Source organism: Stutzerimonas zhaodongensis (genome assembly GCF_003696365.1).
GTDB classification, from domain to species: Bacteria; Pseudomonadota; Gammaproteobacteria; order Pseudomonadales; family Pseudomonadaceae; genus Stutzerimonas; species Stutzerimonas zhaodongensis.
In genome coordinates, this window is record NZ_RFFM01000001.1 from 753,779 (window position 1) to 773,324 (window position 19,546).

Consider the following 19,546-nt stretch of genomic DNA (forward strand, 5'->3'; position numbering starts at 1 on the left):
CGTTGTCACAAGCGTATCCGCGTCCATTCGTTTCCCCTCCCCAGGCTCGGTTTGCACCGATGACCGTCCTTGATCCCTCTCGCCGCATCGGTTGTCTCACATATCAGCTGAACCCCTGCCGTCTCGGTCTGGTCTTGATTGCTACGCCGTCTGGCGCTGTTTGCGCTCAAGACCTTAATCTCCTGCGATCCGCCTTCACTCCATAAGTGCTCATGGCGCGATTCGCCTAGCAAGGACCTGCCCATGCTCAAGAGGCTTTTTGTCGGGGCGATGGTTGCCACCTCTGGCTCCGTCGCAGCCCAAACCACGGATGCTGTAATCCTCGATCCGCTGTTGGTCACCTCGCCTCGCAGCGAGAGCGATTGGCTGACACTGCCCATGGCGGTGAGCACCAGCTCCGCAAAAGACCAACCGGGCGAGCAGTTGCTGACCCTCGATAGTCTGCTGGCGCCCGTTCCAGGCGCTGTGTCGCAGAGCCGCTACAATCTGGCGCAAGGCATGCGCTTGTCTATCCGTGGTTTTGGGGCCCGCTCCAGTTTCGGCGTGCGCGGTGTGCGGGTATTGGTCGATGGAGTTCCGCTCACGATGCCGGATGGCCAGACCGAAATGGATGGGCTGGACGCCTCGCTGATCGAGCGAGTCGAAGTGATTCGCGGGCCATCCTCGACGATACATGGCAATGCGGCGGGCGGAGTACTGTCGATCGAGACCCGTCAACCGAGCGAAACGCCGCGAACTGAGCTTGAAATCACTGGCGGCGATCTGGGCTATCGGCGGGCGCGAGCGGAAACCAGCGGTACCGTAGGATCCATTGGCGGCTTGCTGGCATTCAGCAGCACTCACCTGGACGGTTACCGTCCGCAGGGCACAGCAGAGACTAACAACCTGACCGGTAAAGTACGCTGGCAAGGGGAGGGCGGCGTCTTATCGGCCACGCTGCACGCCATCGACAACCGCGCAGAAGATTCCGGTGCGCTGACACGCGCTCAAGTTCGCGAGCGCCGCTCGCAGGCGCGCCCGCAAAGCTTGCAGTTCGACTCCGATGAGTGGATCAGGCAGCAACGCCTTTCGCTGGTCTGGGACGGCGAGGCGGTGGGTGATGACTCCTATCAGCTACGCAGTTACTACGGCCGGCGGGAGTTCGGCAATCGGTTGCCACTCCTGGCAAATGGGCAGACGAGTTTCGACCGATGGTTCGCGGGTGTAGGCGCGCAACGCACGTTCCGCCGTGAGTGGTTAGGCCTGCCCAACCAGCTGACAGTGGGGCTCGATCTCGAGAGTCAGCGTGACGAACGCAGCCGGAACGACAACCTGATCGGCGGCACCACCGGCGCCCTGACACAGCGCCAGCGCGAGTCCGCTGATAGCCGCGGCATATTCGTCGAGAACCAGCTGAGTCTCACAGACGCCTGGTTGCTCACCACCGGCTTGCGTTACGACAGCGTGCGATTGGAAGCCAAGGATCGTTTCCTGAGCGACGGCGACGCCTCTGGCGGCCAGACGCTGGACGACTGGAACTACAGCCTCGGTTTGAGTCGCCAACTGGGCCCTCACCACGTGGTTTATGCGCGTTACGCCACCTCCTTCGAAACGCCGACGATCAACGAGCTGGCGAACCCGGGTGGAGGCGGCTTCAATCCCTCGCTTGGCCCGGCGCAGGCCACCAACCGCGAGATCGGTTTCAAGGGTGAACATCCGGGCCTGCGCTACGAGGCGGTGCTCTACAGCATGCGCATCGAGGACGAGCTGGTGCCAGTCGTCGACGGGCGCACCTTCTACACCAACGCCGGTCGCTCCAGCCGGGACGGCATCGAGTTGAGCGCGCAATGGCTGGCCGGCAATTACTGGCGCCTAACCGGGGCGTGGAGCTACAACGACTACAGCTTCGATCGTTTCGACAGCTATGACGGCAACCGGATAGCGGGCATCCCGCGTCAGAGCCTGTTCGCCGAGCTCGGTTACGATCGTGAAGACTGGTATGCGCGAATCAATGCCACCGTGCATGGCCACCAATACGCCGATAACGCCAACGAAAGCCGCGTCTCGGGTTACGCCGTCACCAACGCGCGTATTGGCTGGCGTCTTGCCGACGGCAATCAGCGTTGGGAGCCTTACCTGGGCATCGACAACCTCTTCGGTCGTGACTATTACGACAACCTCAGAATCAACGACAACTTCGGTCGCTACTACGAGCCCGCTCCGGGGCGGACCTTGTATGCGGGCGTCAAACTCACGTTCAACTGACCTTCCCAGCTGAGCGCCTGATCGGTGCTCCGAGCAGTTCCAGCTGAGTAGCCGACCGTCTACATGACGGGGGCGCTTGGCCGTTCTACGCGGTGAGCCTGTTCAATTGTGCTCCCGATGGCCTGCTCGCGCGCTGGAGCGGCAAGGTCGCGTCATACCGTGTCGGTCTGTGAATCCTATTGGTCGCGTTTCGGCTGCCTGACAATACAGCCTGGGTCTAGTTTGACCGTAGGCAATTTCGGGCTGCCTGACGTTCCAGCTAAACAACAAGAATCCACCTCTCCTGGTATGGCCTGAGTCGCGTTGCTTACTGCCTTGCATGCCCTTCAGACAATTGAGCAGAGCCTACCTATGACCGATACAACTCCTTCAACGCCAGTAGAGCCGAAAACCTTGCGTCGCGTCGTTATCGCCGCGTCCGTTGGGAATTTCGTCGAGTGGTTCGATTTCGCGCTGTATGGATTCTTCGCCACATTGATCGCCGAGCTGTTCTTTCCTAGCGAGAGTGCGGGCACCGCACTGCTGAAGACATTCGCGGTGTTCGCTGTTGCGTTTGCGTTTCGCCCTTTGGGCGGTGTGTTTTTCGGGCAGCTGGGCGACCGTATAGGCCGTAAGCGCACCCTGGCACTGACCATCTTCATCATGGCGGGCGCCACGACACTGATCGGTCTGCTGCCCACCTACGCCACTGCCGGGATATGGGCGCCTTTGCTGTTGACGGTCATACGCTGTGCCCAAGGCTTCTCTGCCGGCGGGGAATATGCTGGTGCCTGCGCCTATGTCATGGAGCATTGTCCAGATGACAAGCGTGGGCGCTTGGGCAGCTATGTTCCGGTTTCTACGTTTCTGGCATTCGCCAGCGCGGCGATGATCGCTTACTTGTTCAACACGGCTCTGTCGGCAGAAGCACTGGCGGCATGGGGTTGGCGAGTGCCATTCATTATCGCTGCCCCTTTGGGGCTGATCGGTTTCTACCTGCGCCTGCGGTTGGATGAGACACCCGCTTTTCAGGCACTGGAAGACAATCACCAGGTGCCGCATTCGCCCTTGCGCGAAACGCTGCATTTACAAGGCCGCTCCATGTGCAAGCTTGGCGCGTTCATCTCGCTGACCGCGCTGGCTTTCTACACCTTCACCACGTACTTCTCGACGTACCTGCAACAGGCCGGTGGATTCAGCCGCGCCGCTGCGTTGTTGATCAGCCTGATCACTCTTTTCGCCGCCGCCGCTGCGTGCCCCTTGATCGGCATAGTCACCGACCGCATCGGCCGCCGCGCCACCATGTGCATTGCGGCGGGGGTGTTGGCTGTTGGGGTCTATCCGGCCCTGATGATGGCGGGTTCCGGGGTGTTCGCCATGGCATTGCTCGGCAGTCTGCTGCTCGGGCTTGGGGCCGTCATCTGCAATGTCGTCACGGCGCCACTGTTGAGTGAGGTCTTTCCAACCCGCACCCGTTACACCGCATCGGCCATTACCTACAACATGGCCTACACCATCTTTGGCGGAACGGCGCCATTCGTGGCGACCTGGCTGATCAATACCACCGGCAACAACATGGCCCCGGCTGTTTATCTGATCGTGATAGCGATTATGGGTTTGGTGGGAGGACTGTCACTTCCAGAAACCTCGAAAATCGCGTTGGGCAAGGCGGGTATCTCGCCCACGCCAGTTCCATTGGCAGTACCGATCACTGACCTGCGCTGAGCCTGGATCGGCAAGGGATGTAGCCTTTGAGAGCTGCCAAAATAGGCTTGGCGGCGCGCCGCGGTGATTGCTGCGCGCATAAAAAAGCCGGCTTGTGGCCGGCTTTCCTTTAGCGGTATTGGCTTATTTTTGATAAGCCGCCACAGCCTTGGTGATCTCTGCGCGGGCGGCTTCGGCGTCGCCCCAGCCTTCGACCTTGACCCACTTGCCCTTCTCGAGATCCTTGTAGTTCTCGAAGAAGTGCTTGATCTGCTCGAGCAGCAGAGGAGGCAGGTCGGTGTATTCCTTGATGTCGACATACAGCTGGCTCAGCTTGTCGTGCGGAACGGCGATCAACTTGGCGTCGCCGCCGGCTTCGTCGGTCATGTGCAGAACGCCAACCGGGCGGGCACGAATGACGGCGCCAGGCGTGACCGGGTACGGAGTTACGACCAGCACGTCGAGCGGGTCGCCGTCGTCAGCCAGGGTGTTGGGGATGTAGCCGTAGTTGGCCGGGTAGAACATGGGAGTGGCCATGAAGCGGTCGACGAACAGGCAGTCGCTGTCCTTGTCGATTTCATACTTGATCGGCGCGTGGTTGGCCGGGATCTCGATGGCGACGTAGATGTCGTTGGGCAGGTCTTTGCCGGCCGGGATCTTGCTGTAGCTCATGAACATTGCTCCGTGGTCGGCCGATGAGGCCTGGGGCGAAAAAGTGGGCGCGATTATAGGCGCACTGTCGGGCGTTTTGCCATGCCAGGTGTGACGCCGGTGGCTGGCATGGTTCTGCGCGTATTCGACGGCCCGAGGTCAGTGAGGTTCCGCATAGTCGGGATGGCTTTTTTGCAGGCCTCGGAGGCGCGCCAGCGGATCCTGGCGGTAGAACGCGAGGAGCTGCCTGTAGACCTCGGGATAGGCTTGCTGCAGAAGATCGGGCGCGCTGAAAAAGTACTCGCTGGTGACGGCGAAGAATTCTGCCGGGTTTTCCGCGGCGTATGGATCAATCTCGGTGTGGGCGTCGGGGTTGGCGTCAAGTGTGACATTCATAGCGTCGTAGGCACTCTGCATCGCCGATGCCCAGGCTTCGACGCGCATGCTCGAATGCAGTGGCGGCAAACCATTGGCATCGCCGTTGAGCATGTCCAGCTTGTGCGCGAGTTCGTGAATGACCAGGTTGTAGCCTTCCCAGCTGCCACTTTCCTGTACCCCCGGCCAGGCCAGGATCACCGGGCCCTGCAGCCAGGCTTCGCCGCTGTGTTCGCCGTCCCATTCGTGCTCGACACCAGCCGAGTCGCGGTGCTTCTGGGGGCTGTGAAAGTCGCCTGGATAAATCACGATCTCGTGGAAACCTTGATACCAGTCCAGGTCGGCCAGGTGCAGCAACGGCAGCTGGGCTTGAGCGGCCAGACGCAGCCGGTCTGCCGGTTCCAGTTCCACGCCCGGCAACGCGGTCAGCCGCTTGGCATGCAGAAACAACAGGCTGCGCTCACGCAGCCGTTCGGTTTCTTCAGAAGTGAGTCCATCGAGTATCGGCAGGCTGTCCAGCACGCTCTGCCAGAGTGCAGGTTCAATGGCGAGACGGGCGAGGATGCGCTTGCGGCGCCAGTCGCGAAATGACCACATGAAGGAGCTTCCAGCCGGGAGGCCATCACCTTAAGCGGGGCGCCAGGCACCGGCAAGTTCCATGAAGGCGCGCGCGGCTCAACCCAGCAGGAAGTTGCCAGTTTTCGGTGCGTCGTCGTCCAGGCTGAGCATTTCCGCCTCGTCCTTGAGTTTGACTCCGGAGAGCTGGCGGCGGCAGGCCTCTCGCATCAGATGGATCAGCCGGTGGGCAGCAAGGTTGTAGCTCAGCCCCTCCAGGCGGACGTTGGAGATGCAGTTGCGATCGGCATCGGTCCGGCCGACCTTTGGGGCATAGGTGAAGTACAGACCGAGGCTGTCTGGTGAGCTCAGGCCCGGGCGTTCGCCCACTAGCATCACCACCATCTTCGCCTTGAGCTTTTCGCCGACCTCGTCGCCCAGCGCGACGCGGCCCTGTTGCACCAGGCAGATAGGGGCGCGGCTCCAGCCATCCTTCTCGATCTGCTCCTCGATTCGCTGGAGCAATGGAAGGGCGTGACGCTGCACTGCCAGCGCGGAAAGACCATCGGCAATGACGATCGCAAGGTCATAGCCCTCGGCATGTTCGGCGGCGTGGTCAGACAGCTGCTTCACCGAGGCCTCATCCAACCGGCGGCCCAGGTCGGGGCGCTGTAGATAGATATAGCGGTCGGCGGCAGCAGAGCGCAGTTGCAGTGTCCTGAGCCCTTTGTCTTGAAGTTGATGAGCCAGTTCATCGGTGTCTAGGGACAAGTGCACGGCATCGCGAGCCTGCGCATGGGCGAACTGGAAATCCAGCTGGGCATCGGTCGGGAGACTGGTGCCCGCGCGGCCCAAAGCGATGCGCGCGGGGGTGAGCTGGCGCAAGTGGCCCCAGGGGTTGGTGATGGCGGTGGACTTATCGGGCATGGTGGCCTCCGATGGGTTGGCACGCTCGTTTCTCGAGCAAGGATTGCATTCCCCGCTCCGGCGGCTTCTCGCGTGGTTGTGATCGCCAGCAAGCTGCTCCTACAGGCGCTGCACGGACCGCGTTTCGTAGGAGCCAGCTTGCTGGCGATACGAGGCGTGCATGGAAATAGCCATGTTTCAGAGGGTTACCGTGGCTCAGCGGCCTCATGCCAACCTCTCAAGCGCCAGGCGGAAAACCGCAGGAAGTTCGCTGCCCATCTGCAGCCGTCCGCCGTCCTGGCGCAGAATGTTCATTTTCGCCAGCCATTCCTCGAACTCGGGCGCCGGCTTGAGCCCAAGGCTCTGGCGCAGATAGAGCGCATCGTGGAAGGAGGTGGTCTGGTAGTTGAGCATTACATCGTCCGATCCCGGAATACCCATGATGAAGTTGATGCCAGCGGTGCCGAGCAGGGTCAGCAGCACGTCCATGTCGTCCTGATCGGCTTCGGCGTGGTTGGTGTAGCAGATGTCGCAGCCCATGGGTACGCCGAGCAGTTTGGCGCAGAAGTGATCCTCCAACCCGGCGCGGATGATCTGCTTGCCGTTGTAGAGGTATTCCGGGCCGATAAAGCCGACCACGGTATTGACCAGCAGCGGTTTGAACGTGCGTGCCACTGCGTAGGCGCGAGCCTCGCAGGTCTGCTGGTCGACGCCGTGATGTGCATTGGCCGACAAGGCGCTGCCCTGGCCCGTTTCGAAGTACATCAGGTTGTCCCCGACCGTGCCTCGCTTCTGCGACAGCCCTGCCTCGTACCCTTCCTGCAGAACCGCCAGGTTGATGCCGAAGCTGGTGTTGGCTGCCTCGGTGCCGGCAATCGACTGGAACACAAGGTCCAACGGCGCGCCACGATTGATCGCTTCGATAGAGGTGGTGACGTGGGTGAGGATGCAGCCCTGAGTCGGGATCTCGTAACGCTGAATGATGGCGTCGAGCATCTTCAACAGCTCGCAGATGCCGCTGGTGCTGTCGGTGGCCGGGTTGATGCCGATCACCGCGTCGCCGTTACCGTAGAGCAAACCGTCGACGATGCTGGCGGCTATCCCGGCGGCTTCGTCGGTGGGGTGATTGGGTTGCAGGCGAGTAGACATGCGTCCGCGCAGACCAATGGTGTTGCGAAAGCGAGTTACAACGCGCACTTTCTGCGCCACCAGAATCAGGTCCTGCACTCGCATGATTTTGGAGACCGCGGCGACCATTTCCGGCGTCAGTCCCGGTGCCAGTGCTTTCAGGGCAGCCTCGTCGGCAACATCGCCCAGCAGCCAGTTGCGGAAATCCCCGACGGTCAGGTGGCTGACCGGGGCGAAGGCCTCCGTGTCGTGGCCGTCGATGATCAGGCGGGTGACTTCGTCCGTCTCGTAGGGGATCAGCGCTTCGTCGAGGAAGCGCTTGAGCGGGATCTGCGCCAGGCACATCTGCGCGGCGACGCGCTCGGCGTCGCTGCCCGCCGCGACTTCAGCGAGGTAATCGCCGGAGCGCGCAGGGCTGGCCTTGGCCATCACCTCACGCAGGTTGTCGAAGCGCCAGTTCGTGCCGCCTACGCTGTGCGCATAACCCGCCATGCCGCCCCCCTTATTTGTGCAAAGCCGCCTCTGCGCTCTGGATAGCCGCAAGTTCTTCTTCCGGTGTACCCGCCACCAGATGGTGCCGACTGTAGAACGCGAAGTACGCAATAAAAATTCCGTAGATCACGGCGGCGGCAATCACGACACGCGGGTCGACCAGGAACCCGGCAACCACCGCAATGCAGGCCAGCACCAGCGCGACGCCAGAGGTCAGCACTCCGCCGGGCGTCTTGTAGGGGCGATGCAGGTCAGGGCGGCGCATGCGCAGCACGATGTGCGAGGCCATCATCAATACGTAGGAGATGGTTGCGCCGAACACCGCCACGAGGATCAGCAGGTCGCCCTGGCCGGTCAGCGAGAGCAGAAAGCCGATGATGCCCGGGATCACCAGTGCCAGGACTGGAGCCTTGTTTTTGTTGGTCAGCGACAGCTTTCGCGGCAGGTAACCGGCACGCGACAGCGCGAAGATCTGCCGTGAGTAGGCATAGATGATCGAGAAGAAGCTCGCGATCAGTCCGGCCAGGCCGACCAGGTTGACAAAGCCGCTCATCCAGGTCGATGAGCCATAGGCCGTGGTCAGCGCTTCGACCAGCGGGTTGCCTGAGGCCACCAGCGTGCTGGAGCCAGCGCCACCGGGGCCTACCAGCAGAATCAGGCCGGCAAAGGCGACCAGAATCAACATGGCGCCAATCAGCCCGCGAGGCATGTCTCGCTGTGGGTTCTTGGTTTCTTCCGCGGCTAGCGGCACGCCCTCGACTGCAAGGAAGAACCAGATCGCATAGGGGATCGCCGCCCAGATGCCGACGTAGCCGTAAGGCAGGAAACTGCTGGCGCCCGCGGCGGTGGTCGGCGCGATATCCAGCAGTTTGTCGACGGAGAAGTGCGGCACCATTGCGACGATGAAGACCGCGAGCGCCAACGCCGCGATTGCGGTGATGACGAACATCAGCTTCAACGCCTCGCCGACGCCGAAGATGTGGATGCCGATAAAAATGATGTAGAAGGCCAGGTAGATGACCCAGCCCCCGATGCCAAACAGTGACTCGCAGTAAGCGCCAATGAACACCGCGATGGCCGCGGGGGCGATAGCGTACTCAATCAGGATCGCCGTGCCGGTGAGAAAACCGCCGAGTGGGCCGAAGGCGCTTCGGGCAAAACCATAGCCGCCGCCGGCGGTGGGAATCATCGAGGAGAGCTCGGCCAACGAGAAGCACATGCACAGATACATGGTCGCCATCAGCAGCGTGGCGATGAAAAGCCCGCCCCAGCCGCCCTGGGCCAGGCCAAAGTTCCAGCCGGCGTAATCGCCGGAAATCACGTAAGCGACGCCCAGGCCCACCAGCAGGACCCAGCCGGCGGCGCCTTTCTTCAGTTCGCGTTCCTTGAAATAGGTGCTGCCAACTGCTTCGAAATCGGTGGCGTGGGGCGGGGGTGTCGCACTGCTGTGTTCGAGAGCCATGAAGATCATCCTCTGATGGGTTCGGGTACGGCAGGATCGTTAAAGCAAGCGCTGTGCCTTCGGAAGTTAGATGCCTTGGCGGGATGTTGAGCGTGAAAAAGCAGCCAAAGCGCACCAGCCCGACGCCATCTGGCGCGGGCGGGCACTCTTTCGGCGCGTGAGCTAGAAGAAGCCCAGCGGGTTGATGTCGTAGCTGATCAACAGATTCTTGGTCTGCTGGTAGCTGTCGAGGATCATCTTGTGGGTCTCGCGACCGACGCCGGACTTCTTGTAGCCACCGAAGGCCGCGTGCGCGGGGTAGAGGTGGTAGCAGTTGGTCCATACGCGCCCGGCCTTGATGGCGCGGCCCATGCGGTAGGCGCGGTTGATGTCGCGGGTCCAGACGCCGGCACCTAATCCGTACTCGGTATCGTTGGCGATGGCCAGGGCTTCGGCTTCGTCCTTGAAGGTGGTCACGCCAATCACAGGTCCGAAGATTTCCTCCTGGAACACGCGCATCTGGTTGGTGCCCTTGAGCAGCGTCGGCTGGATGTAATAACCGGTCGCGAGCGAGCCTTCCAGTTTTTCGGCGGCACCGCCAGTGAGCACTTCTGCGCCTTCGCCTTTGGCGATTTCCAGGTAGGACATGATCTTGTCGAACTGCTGTTGGCTGGCCTGGGCGCCGACCATGGTGTCGGTGTCCAGCGGGTCGCCACGCTTGATCTGCGACACCTTCTTCATCACCGCTTCCATGAACGGCGCGTAGATCGACTCCTGCACCAGGGCCCGCGATGGGCAGGTGCACACCTCGCCCTGGTTGAAGAAGCCCAGCACCAGGCCTTCGGCGGCCTTTTCGATAAAGGTCGGCTCGGCCTGCATGATGTCTTCGAAGTAGATGTTAGGGCTCTTGCCGCCCAGCTCGACGGTGCTCGGGATGATGCTCTCGGCGGCGCGCTTCATGATGTGCGAGCCCACCGGAGTAGAGCCGGTGAAGGCGATCTTGGCAATGCGCTTGCTGCTCGCCAGCGCCTCGCCGGCTTCGCGTCCGTAGCCCTGCACCACGTTGAGCACACCCGGCGGCAGCAGGTCTCCGATGACTTCCATCAGCACCGCGATGCCCAGTGGCGTCTGCTCGGCTGGCTTCAGGACCACGCAGTTGCCCGCGGCCAGCGCGGGGGCAAGCTTCCAGGCGGCCATGAGTATCGGGAAATTCCACGGAATGATCTGCCCGACCACGCCCAGCGGTTCGTGGAAATGATAGGCAGCGGTGTGTTCGTCGATCTCGGCGCTGGTGCCTTCCTGGGCGCGGATGCAGCCGGCGAAATAGCGGAAGTGGTCAGCGGCCAGCGGGATGTCGGCGTTCAGGGTTTCACGCACGGCCTTGCCGTTGTCCCAGGTCTCGGTGATGGCGAGCATCTCGAGGTTTTGCTCGATGCGATCAGCGATCTTCAACAGGATCAGCGATCGCGCCTGCACGCTGGTTTTGCCCCAGGCGTCGGCAGCGGCATGTGCGGCATCAAGGGCTTTTTCGATATCGGCGGCGTCCGAGCGCGGGAACTCGGCAATGGGCTGGCCGTTTACCGGCGACAGATTGGTGAAGTACTGCCCGCCGGCCGGCTCGACGAACGCACCATTGATGTAATTGCCGTAACGGGACTTGAAGGAAACGACAGCGCCTTCGCTGCCGGGATGGGCGTAACGCATGATGAGTCTCCGGTCTTGTAATAGTGTGGGACTGCTGTCTCACAGCGTAGAACATGCTCCGTTCGTCGGCATGCGAGGCGACGTGCGGTGGAGCGGCGGGTGCGGGTGATCGGCGCGGGTGCTGTGCTAATCTGCGCCGCAGTTTTGAGCGCCAATATGCGCGGCTGTGCCGCCTGATTCGATTGCCCGGCGCGGCGTTTTTCAGAGGTCATTCATGCATATCCATATTCTCGGCATTTGCGGCACCTTCATGGGTTCGCTGGCAGTGCTGGCCAAGGAACTGGGCCACCGCGTCACCGGCTCCGATGCCAACGTCTACCCCCCGATGAGCACCCAGCTCGAAGCCCAGGGCATCGAGCTAACACAGGGCTACGAGCCCAGCCAGCTGGAGCCCGCGCCCGATTTGGTGGTGATTGGCAATGCGTTGTCCCGCGGCAACCCTGCCGTCGAGTACGTGTTGAACAAGGGTCTTCCCTATGTGTCCGGTCCCCAGTGGTTGGCCGATCATGTGCTGCAGGGTCGTTGGGTGCTGGCCGCTGCGGGCACGCACGGCAAGACCACGACCAGCAGCATGCTGGCCTGGGTGTTGGAGCATGCCGGCATGAGCCCGGGCTTTCTCATCGGTGGTGTGCCTCAGAACTTCGGCATCTCGGCACGATTGGGCGGCACACCGTTCTTCGTGGTCGAGGCCGACGAATACGACAGCGCCTTCTTTGACAAGCGCAGCAAATTCGTCCATTACCGCCCCCGCACCGCGATCCTGAACAACCTCGAATTCGACCACGCCGATATCTTCCCCGATCTCGCTGCGATCGAAAAACAGTTCCACCATCTTGTTCGCACCGTGCCTAGCGAAGGGCTGATCATCCATCCGCAGTCCGAGGAAGCGCTCAAGCGCGTAGTCGGCATGGGCTGCTGGACGCCCGTGCAGACCACCGGCGAAGGCGGCCAGTGGCAGGCCAATCTACTCAGCGCCGACGGCTCGCGTTTCGAGGTGATCTTCGACGGGGCCGTTCAGGGCGTGGTCGATTGGGAGTTGACCGGCCTGCATAACGTCAACAACGCCCTGGCCACCCTTGCAGCGGCTCGCCACGTTGGCGTGTTGCCGAAGCAGGGCGCCGAGGCGCTGAGCGAGTTCCTGAGCGTCAAGCGACGCATGGAGAAGGTCGCAGAGGTCAACGGCGTGACCATCTATGACGACTTCGCCCATCATCCCACCGCGATTGCTACCACGCTTGACGGGCTGCGCAAGCGTGTCGGCGACACGCCAATCATCGCGGTGGTTGAACCGCGGTCGAACTCCATGAAGCTCGGCGCCCATCGCGAAGGTCTGGCCGAGTCGGTTGCGCTGGCTGATCAGGCCATCTGGTATGCGCCGGCCAATCTCGGATGGGACCTCGCTGCTACCGTCGCCGGCTCGCCTGTAGAAACCACCGTATGCGATTCGCTGGACGCAATCATCGCCAAGGTCAAAGCCGATGCCACGCCGGGTACGCAGGTGGTGGTGATGAGTAACGGTGGTTTCGGTGGGCTGCACAAGAAATTGGCCGAGGCGTTGGCGTAGCGCCTGATGGTGGGTTGAAGCGGAGCGCTGCACGGCCCACCCAACCTCGGTGATCATTCACGCCACGTAGGGTGGGCTTCAGCCCGACCGCACGCACCAGGACAAGAACAACTTATGAACGGACCGGAACGCATTACACTAGCCATGACTGGCGCGTCGGGCTCGCAATACGGCCTGCGACTGCTGGATTGCCTGATACAGGAAGACCGCGAGGTGCACTTCCTGATTTCCAAGGCGGCGCAACTGGTGATGGCCACCGAGACAGACGTGGTGCTGCCGGCCAAGCCGCAGGCCATGCAGGCGTTTCTGTCCGAGTACACGGGCGCTGCGGTTGGGCAAATTCGCGTGTTCGGCAAGGAAGACTGGATGGCGCCACCAGCATCCGGTTCCGGCGCACCGACTGCCATGGTGGTGGTGCCGTGCTCGACCGGGACGCTGTCCGCAATCGCCTCTGGCGCCTGCAACAACCTGATCGAGCGCGCCGCGGATGTTGCGCTCAAAGAGCGTCGCCAGCTGATTCTGGTGCCTCGTGAAGCGCCCTATTCGAGCATCCATCTTGAGAACATGCTTAAGCTGTCCAACCTTGGCGTGACCATTCTGCCGGCATCGCCAGGCTTTTATCATCAGCCGCAGACACTCGATGACTTGATCGATTTCGTCGTGGCGCGGATCCTCAACCTGCTCAATATTCCTCAGGACATGCTGCCGCGCTGGGGCGAGCACCATATGGTCACCGATGATTGAGCGCACACCCAGAGCGGGCATGAACCGTCTGGCGATTCGACTCTGCTCGGTCTTGCTGCCGCTCCTGTTGCTGTCGGGTTGTGGCACGGTCCGTACCCTCGATGCCGGTAAACCCGGCGCCCCGATCGTCTACTCCGGCACTCGTCTGGATTGGTACAGCCTCAATGGTGGCTGTTGCCCGGTGGACCGCTTTGGTGCTGAGGCGCCTCGATACGCGGCGCTCGATCTGCCGGCCAGCTTGCTGCTCGATACGCTTCTGCTTCCATTTTCCCTTGCCGCGGTACTCGGAGTAGGGCTGAACGTCCAGGGCGGCCTTTAGCGCTTGTACCAATAAGCTCCTTCTCGCTGCGAATTCTCCGTTCGCTTGCCCCCGATAAGAAACGGTTATCGCCAGATCAGAGGCTGTCATTAGGCAGCGTGCATGCCTGTTCTTAGAGTGGGGTCATGCAAAGCCGCCAAGGCATTACAAAGAACAATAAAAGCGAGGGAAGACGATGAGGCTTGGCCTGATCGCGAGCTGCCAGCGTGGAACAACTGTGCACGACAGTATCCATTCATATGACCTGAGCCTCAGCGGCCTCGCGAAATACAGCGGGTTTCCGGTTCGAAAGCGAGCGCTGATTATTCTCGGCCGGCCGTCCATGCCGGGCTCCTCTATCTCGTCAAAACACAGCTTTACTCTGACGTCTTCAACTTCAGTGCGGCCCATTACTACATCGCCAGAGCGAAATAACAGCAGAAGTTGCCGAGCGAATTTGACAGCCAATCATATGATGATAGGGTTCAGTAGAACCAAAGGCAGCCGTCAAGAGGCTCGCATGTCGAACAACTATCACAGTGCAACGGTTGACTGGCTGGGCTCCTGGATCGCTTCGGGTAAGGTGCAGCCGGGTGAAGCGCTGAAGGTCGAGGCCGGTCTTTGCGAAGAACTGGGTGTGAGCCGCACCGTGATTCGCGAGGCGATCAAAACGCTGGTGGCCAAGGGCATGCTGGACGTTGGGCCAAAGGTCGGCACGCGAGTCACGCCGGTGCGATCGTGGAATCTGTTCGATGTGCAGGTCGTGGGCTGGCTTGCCGAGAACGGCCTGCCGGAAAGCTTCGTTATGGACCTGCTTGACCTGCGCAGGACCATCGAGCCGACCGCCGTACGATGGGCGTGTGAGCGCGCCACGCCCAAGCAGATTGCCGAAATTCAGACCGCCTACCAGATGCTCGCAGCGTCCCTGGGCGACAAGGATGAATACAACCGCGCCGACAAACTCTTCCATGAAGCAGTGCTTGCCGCGAGTCACAACCAATTCATCGAGCGCATGGTCCCGGCGCTAGGCGCGCTCCTGGCGGTTTCCTTCGAGGTTTCGTCGACCGTGCCTGACGAGCTCGGCCTGACCCTGCCTTTGCACAAGGATATTGCCGACGCCATTGCCAGCCGCGATGTCGCGCGCGGCGTGTGGGCCTGCATGACGCTTATCGAGCGCGCGGCCCTGACCATTTCACGTAACTACCCGGAGCTGGTCGTATTACGCGGCGAGCAGACTGCGCCATAAAAACAATGAAAGCGGAGTGCGACCATGCAATGGCTGCCCATCTCGCAACAACGTTACAAGCTGGCCGAGGGCCCTTTCTGGGACATCCATGACCAGACGCTCTACTGGGCGGATATCGTCGGTTTACTGGCTTGTCGGCAGAGCCCGGACGGCTACCAGCAATGGCAACTGGACGAGCCGGTGTCGGCATTCATCCCATGTGAGCGCGGCGATGCTGTGGTGACCCTTGCCGGTGGCGTTTACCGCCTCGATCTGAATTCGACTGAAACCCATCTCGAGCGGTTTTGCGTTGCTGACGCCACCACCGGCAACCGCGCCAATGAGGCGCGTTGCGATGCCCAGGGTCGGCTCTGGCTGGGCACCATGCAGAACAACATTGCCGGAGACGGTAGCGACATTCCTATCACGCGACGTTCCGGTGGGCTGTTTCGAGTCGATCCGGATGGCTCGGTCACGCAACTGCTAAGCGACCTCGGCATCGTCAATACGCTGCTCTGGTCCGAAGCGAGCGGGCGCGTCATCTGTGGCGACACGCTCGATGAGGCCCTGTACATCCATGACGTCGCAGACGACGGGCATCTCGTCGAGCGTCGCACCTGGGCGGGGCCGCACCCGCGCGGCGTACCAGACGGGTCCGCCATGGATGCCGAAGGCTATGTCTGGAATGCGCGCTGGGGTGGGCATTGCCTGCTGCGTTTCGCACCCGATGGATGCCTTGATCGAATCGTTGAGCTGCCCGTCAGCCACCCCACCAGCTGTGTATTCGGCGGGCCGAACCTGACTCGCCTTTACGTGACCTCGGCCACACCGGGCGAGGCGGTAACCGATCTGGACGGCGCCGTGCTGATGGCCGATGTCGGTGTCCCTGGGCATCCCTGCACTCGCTTCGCGGGCTGAGCCGATTAACCGGCCGCCATGCGGCCATCTTTTTGATCAGGAGTTGTTCACATGGCTGCACCGCTTTCATTGCCACCGACACCCGAACCCCAACGCGGAGAGCGCCTGAAAGGCAAGGTCGTGGTCGTCACCGGCGGCGCCCAGGGTATCGGGGAAGCCATCGTCGCCTGCTTCCAGGCACAGCAAGCCAAGGTTGTCATTGGAGATATCCAGGGCGAGAAGGCCGAGGGGGTCGCCGCCGGCTGGCGCGAACGCGGCGGAGAGGTTCGCGCGCTGAAGGCCGACGTCACCAAGCCCGCCGAGCTTGAAGCTCTCATTGCCCTGGCAATGGAGCACTACGGCCAGGTCGATGTGCTGGTCAACTGCGCAGGCGTCAACGTGTTTCGCGATCCGTTGGAAATGACCGAAGAAGATTGGCGGCGTTGTTTCGCCATCGATCTGGACGGCGTCTGGTTCGGTTGCAAGGCGGTACTGCCGCACATGGTGCAGCGCGGCATCGGCAACATCATCAACATCGCCTCGGTGCACTCCACCAACATAATTCCCGGCTGCTTTCCATATCCGGTCGCCAAACATGGCCTGCTCGGCCTGACCCGCGCGCTGGGCATCGAATATGCGCCCAAAGGGATTCGCGTCAACGCCATTGCCCCGGGCTACATCGAGACGCAGCTCAACGTCGATTACTGGAACGATTTTTCAGATCCGCATGCCGAGCGCCAGCGCGCTTTGGACATGCACCCGCCGCGGCGTATCGGCCAGCCGATCGAGGTGGCGATGACCGCTCTGTTCCTTGCTACCGACGAGGCGCCTTTCATCAACGCATCCTGCATCACCATCGATGGTGGGCGTTCGGTGCTTTACCACGATTGAGCAGGGGAGGATTCGTTTCAAGGGGGCTGCGGCCTCGCGGCAAACCGCCAGAAAGCATTTGGTGGTGCTGGATCAGGCGATCGCAGCCTGACCAGTCAACAAAGAGCTATTAAATAAAAACAATGGAGGTAGCTATGTTCCGTTCTTTTGGAATCCGTTCGCTTTGCTGTGCGGCGTTAACTGTCGGCGCGATGAGTTTTGCCGCTGCAACTCTGGCCCAGGAAGAGGTCAAGATCGGTTTTCTGGTCAAGCAGCCCGAGGAACCTTGGTTTCAAACCGAGTGGGCGTTCGCCGAAAAGGCTGCCAAGGACCACGGTTTCACCCTGCTCAAGATTGCCGTGCCGGACGGTGAAAAAACCCTCGCTGCCATCGACAGCCTGGCCGCGAACGGGGCCAAGGGTTTCGTCATCTGCCCGCCGGATGTCGCGCTAGGTCCGGCCATCGTCGCCAAGTCCAAGCTCAACGACCTCAAGGTCATGGCCGTCGACGATCGCTTTGTCGATGCCAAAGGCGAGTTCATGGAGGACGTGCCCTATCTCGGCATGGCGGCCTTCGAAGTGGGCCAGAAGCAAGGCGCGGCCATGGCCGAAGAAGCCAAGAAGCGCGGCTGGGACTGGAACGACACCTATGCGGTGATCAATACCTACAACGAACTCGACACGGGCAAGAAGCGCACTGATGGCTCGGTGGACGCGCTGAAAAAGGCAGGCTTCCCCGAAGATCACATTCTTTACGCCCCGCAGAAGACGCTGGACGTTCCGGGCAGCATGGACGCCACTAATTCGGCCCTCGTGAAACTGCCCCGTGGCGCGAAGAACCTGATCATTGGCGGCATGAACGACAACACGGTACTGGGCGGCGTACGCGCCACTGAAAGCGCCGGCTTCAGCGCCGCCAACGTGATCGGTATTGGCATCAACGGTACCGACGCCATCGGCGAACTGAAAAAGGACAACAGTGGATTCTTCGGCTCGATGCTGCCAAGCCCGCATATCGAAGGCTACGAGACTGCGCGGATGATGTACGAGTGGGTCACCGAGGGCAAAGAGCCGCCCAAGTACACCGCCATGGACGAAGTCACCCTGATCACACGCGAGAATTTCCAGCAGGAGCTGGAGAAGATCGGACTCTGGCAGTAAGCCGGTTCCGCCGCGTGAGGCCTGATTTTTCAGGCCGCTTTCAGCATCAGATATCGACCGGGCGCTGCTCGGGCGAGGGTGGAGACGCTCCATGTTTGAGCAAGTCAAAGAAGGCGACAGCCTGCGTTTCAATGGCATCGGCAAGAACTTTCCGGGCGTGCGGGCGCTGTCGGACATCAACTTCGTGGCTCGGCCCGGCACGGTGCATGCGTTGATGGGCGAAAACGGCGCCGGCAAGTCGACGCTGTTGAAGATCCTCGGTGGTGCCTACCAGCCCAGCAGCGGGGAGCTGCAGATCGGTGATCGCTCGTTCGCGTTCCGCTCTGCAGGCGAAAGCATCGCCAGCGGGGTTGCGGTGATTCACCAGGAGCTGCATCTGGTGCCGGAAATGAGCGTGGCCGAAAACCTGCTGCTCGGGCATATGCCTTCGCGCTTCGGGTTGGTCAATCGTCGCGCGATGCTTCGCCAGGCACGCGAACTGCTCAAGGGCCTGGCTGATGAAATCGACCCCGCGGCGCGCCTGGGCAGCCTGTCCCTTGGTCAGCGTCAGCTTGTCGAGATCGCCAAGGCCATGTCGCGCAATGCCCACGTGATTGCTTTCGATGAGCCCACCAGCAGCCTGTCCTCCCGTGAAATCGAGCGGTTGATGACCATTATTGGCCGGTTGCGCGATGAGGGTCGGGTGGTGCTTTACGTATCGCACCGGATGGAAGAGATCTTCCGCATCTGCGATGCCGTCACGGTGTTCAAGGACGGCCGGTTCGTCTGCACTTTCGACAACATGAGCGAACTGACCCACGATCAACTGGTGACCTGCATGGTCGGTCGGGATATCCAGGATATCTACGACTACCGACCTCGCGAGCATCACGGTGAGGCACTGCGAGTCGAAGGCTTGCTTGGTCACGGGCTGCAGGAACCGGTGAGCTTCTCGGTCAGCCGCGGCGAAGTGCTGGGCTTTTTCGGCCTGGTCGGGGCCGGGCGTACCGAGCTGCTGCGCCTGCTGGCCGGGCTGGCGCCGCACAAGGCCGGTACGGTGCTGCTCGATGGGCAGCCACTGAAACTGAAGTCGGCACGTGATGCCATCGAGTCGGGAATCCTGCTTTGCCCGGAGGACCGCAAGAAAGAAGGCATCGTGCCGCTCGCCAGTGTGGCGGAGAACATCAATATCGGCGCGCGCCGACGCAATGCCCGCATGGGCTGCCTGGTGCAGGGGCGCTGGGAGCGTGAGAACGCCGACCGGCAGATCCGTGCCTTGAACATCAAGACGCCATCGCCGGATCAGCAGATCGTATTTCTCTCCGGTGGCAACCAGCAGAAGGTGATTCTGGGGCGCTGGCTGTCGATGCCAATGAAAGTGCTGCTGCTCGACGAGCCTACCCGCGGCATCGACATCGGCGCCAAGGCCGAGATCTACCAGATCATCCATAACCTGGCGGCAAGCGGTATCGCAGTGATCGTCGTCTCCAGTGACCTGATGGAGGTCATCGGCATCTCCGATCGCATCCTGGTGATGAGCGAGGGCGCGTTGACTGGTGAGTTACCGCGCGATGAGGCCGATGAGTCCAGCCTGTTGCAACTGGCACTACCGCGCTCGCGCGGCTGAATA

General features: G+C 61.5%; 16 protein-coding genes. 10 read left to right on the forward strand and 6 right to left on the reverse strand.

The genetic code is table 11. The features are described 5' to 3' along the window. Positions 1–243 precede the first annotated feature (243 nt). Both EA797_RS03365 and EA797_RS03370 read left to right on the forward strand, forming a co-directional pair. The gene (locus EA797_RS03365; RefSeq protein WP_122163764.1) at positions 244–2,244 is read left to right on the forward strand and encodes a TonB-dependent receptor family protein; all 2,001 of its coding nucleotides are present in this window, start codon (positions 244–246) and stop codon (positions 2,242–2,244) included. Positions 2,245–2,595: 351 nt separating this feature from the next. Further along, entirely contained in the window at positions 2,596–3,948 is a 1,353-nt protein-coding gene (locus EA797_RS03370) for an MFS transporter (RefSeq protein ID WP_122163765.1), read from the forward strand. A gap of 123 nt (positions 3,949–4,071) precedes the next feature. On the opposite strand, the gene ppa is transcribed toward EA797_RS03370, so the two are convergent. The 6 genes from ppa to exaC all read right to left on the reverse strand — a co-directional run bounded on the left by ppa (position 4,072) and on the right by exaC (position 11,179). Beyond that, positions 4,072–4,599 (reverse strand): inorganic diphosphatase, encoded by a 528-nt coding sequence (gene ppa, locus EA797_RS03375; RefSeq protein ID WP_122163766.1) that lies wholly within the window; start codon positions 4,597–4,599, stop codon positions 4,072–4,074. A gap of 138 nt (positions 4,600–4,737) precedes the next feature. After that, positions 4,738–5,550 carry a M90 family metallopeptidase gene (locus EA797_RS03380; protein WP_122163767.1) on the reverse strand — a complete coding sequence of 271 codons (813 nt, stop codon included), beginning with the start codon at positions 5,548–5,550 and terminating at the stop codon, positions 4,738–4,740. Between the two features lie 78 nt (positions 5,551–5,628). Continuing rightward, positions 5,629–6,435, reverse strand: coding sequence for an ethanolamine ammonia-lyase subunit EutC (gene eutC, locus EA797_RS03385; protein ID WP_122163768.1), 807 nt, complete (start codon positions 6,433–6,435; stop codon positions 5,629–5,631). 204 nt (positions 6,436–6,639) lie between these two features. Continuing rightward, positions 6,640–8,034: an ethanolamine ammonia-lyase subunit EutB gene (locus EA797_RS03390; RefSeq protein ID WP_122163769.1), complete on the reverse strand. Its 1,395-nt coding sequence runs from the start codon at positions 8,032–8,034 to the stop codon at positions 6,640–6,642. 10 nt (positions 8,035–8,044) lie between these two features. After that, the gene (eat, locus tag EA797_RS03395) at positions 8,045–9,496 is read right to left on the reverse strand and encodes an ethanolamine permease (protein WP_122164669.1); all 1,452 of its coding nucleotides are present in this window, start codon (positions 9,494–9,496) and stop codon (positions 8,045–8,047) included. 162 nt (positions 9,497–9,658) lie between these two features. Then, positions 9,659–11,179 carry an acetaldehyde dehydrogenase ExaC gene (gene exaC / locus EA797_RS03400; protein ID WP_122163770.1) on the reverse strand — a complete coding sequence of 507 codons (1,521 nt, stop codon included), beginning with the start codon at positions 11,177–11,179 and terminating at the stop codon, positions 9,659–9,661. A gap of 214 nt (positions 11,180–11,393) precedes the next feature. Here exaC and mpl point away from each other — a divergent pair, with 214 nt between their 5' ends. From mpl to araG, 8 genes are all read left to right on the forward strand, one after another. Then, the gene (gene mpl / locus EA797_RS03405; RefSeq protein ID WP_122163771.1) at positions 11,394–12,743 is read left to right on the forward strand and encodes a UDP-N-acetylmuramate:L-alanyl-gamma-D-glutamyl-meso-diaminopimelate ligase; all 1,350 of its coding nucleotides are present in this window, start codon (positions 11,394–11,396) and stop codon (positions 12,741–12,743) included. Positions 12,744–12,857: 114 nt separating this feature from the next. Continuing rightward, entirely contained in the window at positions 12,858–13,487 is a 630-nt protein-coding gene (gene ubiX, locus EA797_RS03410; protein WP_122163772.1) for a flavin prenyltransferase UbiX, read from the forward strand. Positions 13,488–13,506: 19 nt separating this feature from the next. Next, the gene (locus tag EA797_RS03415; protein WP_122163773.1) at positions 13,507–13,806 is read left to right on the forward strand and encodes a YceK/YidQ family lipoprotein; all 300 of its coding nucleotides are present in this window, start codon (positions 13,507–13,509) and stop codon (positions 13,804–13,806) included. Between the two features lie 499 nt (positions 13,807–14,305). Further along, the gene (locus EA797_RS03420) at positions 14,306–15,031 is read left to right on the forward strand and encodes a FadR/GntR family transcriptional regulator (RefSeq protein WP_122163774.1); all 726 of its coding nucleotides are present in this window, start codon (positions 14,306–14,308) and stop codon (positions 15,029–15,031) included. Between the two features lie 24 nt (positions 15,032–15,055). Then, positions 15,056–15,928, forward strand: coding sequence for an SMP-30/gluconolactonase/LRE family protein (locus tag EA797_RS03425; protein ID WP_122163775.1), 873 nt, complete (start codon positions 15,056–15,058; stop codon positions 15,926–15,928). A 51-nt stretch (positions 15,929–15,979) separates the two neighbouring features. Continuing rightward, positions 15,980–16,798, forward strand: a complete 819-nt coding sequence (locus EA797_RS03430) for an SDR family oxidoreductase (RefSeq protein ID WP_122163776.1) — start codon at positions 15,980–15,982, stop codon at positions 16,796–16,798. A 134-nt stretch (positions 16,799–16,932) separates the two neighbouring features. Continuing rightward, on the forward strand, positions 16,933–17,937 hold the full coding sequence (locus tag EA797_RS03435) for a substrate-binding domain-containing protein (RefSeq protein WP_122163777.1): 1,005 nt from the start codon (positions 16,933–16,935) through the stop codon (positions 17,935–17,937). Positions 17,938–18,028: 91 nt separating this feature from the next. After that, positions 18,029–19,543 carry an L-arabinose ABC transporter ATP-binding protein AraG gene (gene araG / locus EA797_RS03440; RefSeq protein WP_122163778.1) on the forward strand — a complete coding sequence of 505 codons (1,515 nt, stop codon included), beginning with the start codon at positions 18,029–18,031 and terminating at the stop codon, positions 19,541–19,543. Positions 19,544–19,546: the final 3 nt, after the last annotated feature.